The sequence below is a fragment of the uncultured Thermomonas sp. genome, assembly GCF_937872235.1.
Lineage (GTDB): Bacteria > Pseudomonadota > Gammaproteobacteria > Xanthomonadales > Xanthomonadaceae > Thermomonas > Thermomonas beijingensis.
The window spans coordinates 1-2,912 of sequence record NZ_CALMPC010000118.1 but is presented as its reverse complement, the minus strand read 5'-3'; the positions used below and the strand labels follow the sequence as shown (position 1 = coordinate 2,912).

The window sequence follows — 2,912 nt, the reverse complement described above, 5'->3', positions numbered from 1 at the left end:
CCCTTTTCAGAGTGGCTGGGTTCGACTGGAATCAAGGTCAGCGATTTGCCGAGATTCAGGCCGGATGGAATCAGGTCCTGTGCTTCCACCCCCGGTTTGAGCGTGTTGTGCAGGGCGATATCGAGGTATTGCCCGGTCAGGCCTGCATGCCGCGCGGTGGGGTAGGTGGGCTTGCTGGTATCGGCCCCGCCCATGCGGCGCGCCATGAAGCCGCCCAGGCCGCCCAGCATCCCGCCCATGTCCGGCATCCCGGCCATATTGTGGGTGGCCACATCAATGAAGAGATTGGTCGGCGGCGTCTTGCCCTGTTGGCTGGCCGCTGGTAACGCCAGCAGAGTGCAGGACAGGGCTAGGTACAGGGTGTGGCGACGACGCATGACAAACTCCGATCCGGGGACTGATCTTCACTGTAGCGAAAATCAGCCCGCAAACCGGCCATGCTTGCATTTACAGGATCGACAGCGCCTTTTCCTTGCGTTCGGCCAGCCGCTTTTCCAGATAGTGGATGTTCTGCCCGCCTTGGCAGAAGCCGCCATCGGCGAGGATGCGCTGTTGCAGCGGGATATTGGTCTTGATGCCGTCCACCACCATCTCGCTCAGCGCCACCCGCATCCGCGCAATCGCTTGTTCGCGGGTCGCGCCATGCACGATGAGCTTGCCGATCATCGAATCGTAGTTCGGTGGAACCCGGTAGCCTTCGTAAATATGCGAATCCACCCGCACGCCGGGGCCGCCCGGGGCGTGGAAATGCTCGATCAGGCCGGGGCTGGGGAAGAAGGTGTCCGGGTCTTCGGCATTGATCCGGCATTCAATGGCATGGCCGCGCAGCACCACATCCGACTGCCTGATCGACAGCTTGTGGCCGGCGGCAATCAACAGTTGTTCGCGCACCAGATCCATTCCGGTCACCAGCTCGGTCACCGGGTGTTCCACCTGGATGCGGGTGTTCATTTCGATGAAATAAAAGCGCCCGTTTTCGAACAGGAATTCAAATGTGCCCGCGCCGCGATAGCCGATGCGGATGCAGGCCTCCACACAGACCTTGCCGATTTCGGCGCGCTGCGCGTCGGTGATGCCGGGAGCGGGGGCTTCTTCCACCACTTTCTGATGGCGGCGCTGCATCGAACAATCGCGTTCGCCCAGGTGGATGGCGTTGCCTTGACCGTCGGCCAGCACCTGGATTTCCACATGGCGCGGGTTTTCCAGGAATTTTTCCATATAGACCATGTCGTTGCCGAACGCGGCCTTGGCTTCTTGCTTGGTGGTGGCAATGGCGTTCACCAGTGCGGCTTCGGTATGCACCACGCGCATGCCACGACCGCCGCCGCCGCCGGCGGCTTTGACGATCACCGGGTAGCCGATCTCTGCCGCAATTTTCACATTGGTGGCGGCATCGTCGCCCAATGGGCCGCCGCTGCCGGGCACGCAGGGCACGCCGGCGGCTTTCATCGCGCGGATCGCTTCCACCTTGTCGCCCATCAGACGAATGGTGTCGGCCTTGGGGCCAATGAAGATGAAGCCGGATTGCTCCACGCGCTCGGCAAAATTGGCGTTCTCGGAGAGAAAGCCGTAGCCAGGGTGGATGGCTTGGGCGTCGGTGACCTCGGCGGCGGCAATGATCGCCGGCATATTGAGGTAGCTATCGGCCGACGCTGCCGGGCCGATGCACACCGACTCATCGGCCATCGCGACGTGCTTGAGATTGCGGTCGGCGGTGGAATGCACGGCCACGGTGCGGATACCCAGCGCATGGCAAGCGCGCAGGATGCGCAGCGCGATTTCGCCACGGTTGGCGATGACTACTTTTTCGAGCATGGTCGTTGTCTCAGTTTCCAGTCCGTCCGGCCCACCGGCAGGCATGCCGGCGGGCGTTCACAGGCGAGTGCCTGCGGCGCTCGAATCCCCTGCTCACCCAATCACAAACAGCGGCTGGTCAAATTCCACCGGCTGGCCACTTTCGCACTGGATGGCGAGCACGGTACCGGAGACATCGGCCTCGATCGGGTTGAACATTTTCATCGCTTCGATAATGCCCAGCGTTTCGCCGGCCTTGACCGCTTGACCCACGCTGACGAACGCCGGCTTGTCGGGGGCGGGGCTGGTGTAGAACGTGCCTACCATCGGCGCGCGCACCACATGACCGGGCGGCAATTCCGGGCCGGCGGGTTTGTGGCTGCCGCCAGTCGCCGCCTGCACGGGGGATTGCATGGGCATGACGGGTGCGGCCGCGTGCTGCATTACCGGCGCGGGTGCGGCAACTGGGCCGCCTTTGGGCAGCCGCGCCAGGCGCACGGATTCCTCGCCTTCCTTGATTTCGATTTCGGCGAGGTTCGACTCTTCCAGCAGGTCGATCAGTTTTTTGATTTTGCGAAGGTCCATACAGAGAAGTCCTGTTGAAATTAGGCGGCCAGACGCTGCAGGGCAGCATCCAGCGCATAGCGGTAGGAGTCGGCCCCGAAGCCGCAAATCACACCGACCGCTTGGTCACTGAAATAGCTGTGCTGGCGGAAGGGTTCGCGGCGGTGTGGGTTGGACAGGTGAATTTCGATAAAGGGAATGGCCACAGCGGCCAGCGCATCGCGCAGCGCCACCGAGGTATGGGTGAAGGCGGCCGGGTTGATCAGGATAAACGCGGTGCCGTCCACGCGGGCGGCTTGCACGCGGTCCACCAGCACGTGTTCGGCATTGGACTGCAACGCCTCCAGCGCATGCCCGGCGGCCTGTGCACGGGCGGCCAGATCGGCATTGATATCGGCCAGCGTGGTGTGTCCATAGACCTCCGGCTCGCGCGTGCCGAGCAAGTTGAGGTTGGGGCCGTGCAGGAGCAGCAGCTTGGCCATGGGCGTCCTTCCAAAAGCGGCGTGCAGTGTCGCGCAGATGAGCAATGCTGTCCAGTTCGGCGAACTTTTGCC

At 62.8% G+C, this 2,912-nt stretch carries 4 protein-coding genes; all 4 read right to left on the bottom strand.

All coding sequences use genetic code 11. The annotated features are described in order from the left end of the window. Window positions 1-377 (bottom strand): hypothetical protein (locus QWB57_RS10350; RefSeq protein WP_288969439.1); only part of this gene is annotated, 377 nt, incomplete at its 3' end. Window positions 378-447: 70 nt separating this feature from the next. After that, window positions 448-1,815 (bottom strand): acetyl-CoA carboxylase biotin carboxylase subunit, encoded by a 1,368-nt coding sequence (accC, locus tag QWB57_RS10345; RefSeq protein ID WP_223625473.1) that lies wholly within the window; start codon window positions 1,813-1,815, stop codon window positions 448-450. A 93-nt stretch (window positions 1,816-1,908) separates the two neighbouring features. Continuing rightward, window positions 1,909-2,379, bottom strand: coding sequence for an acetyl-CoA carboxylase biotin carboxyl carrier protein (gene accB / locus QWB57_RS10340; RefSeq protein ID WP_223625476.1), 471 nt, complete (start codon window positions 2,377-2,379; stop codon window positions 1,909-1,911). A 20-nt stretch (window positions 2,380-2,399) separates the two neighbouring features. Beyond that, window positions 2,400-2,840 carry a type II 3-dehydroquinate dehydratase gene (aroQ, locus tag QWB57_RS10335; protein ID WP_223625479.1) on the bottom strand — a complete coding sequence of 147 codons (441 nt, stop codon included), beginning with the start codon at window positions 2,838-2,840 and terminating at the stop codon, window positions 2,400-2,402. Window positions 2,841-2,912 lie beyond the last annotated feature (72 nt).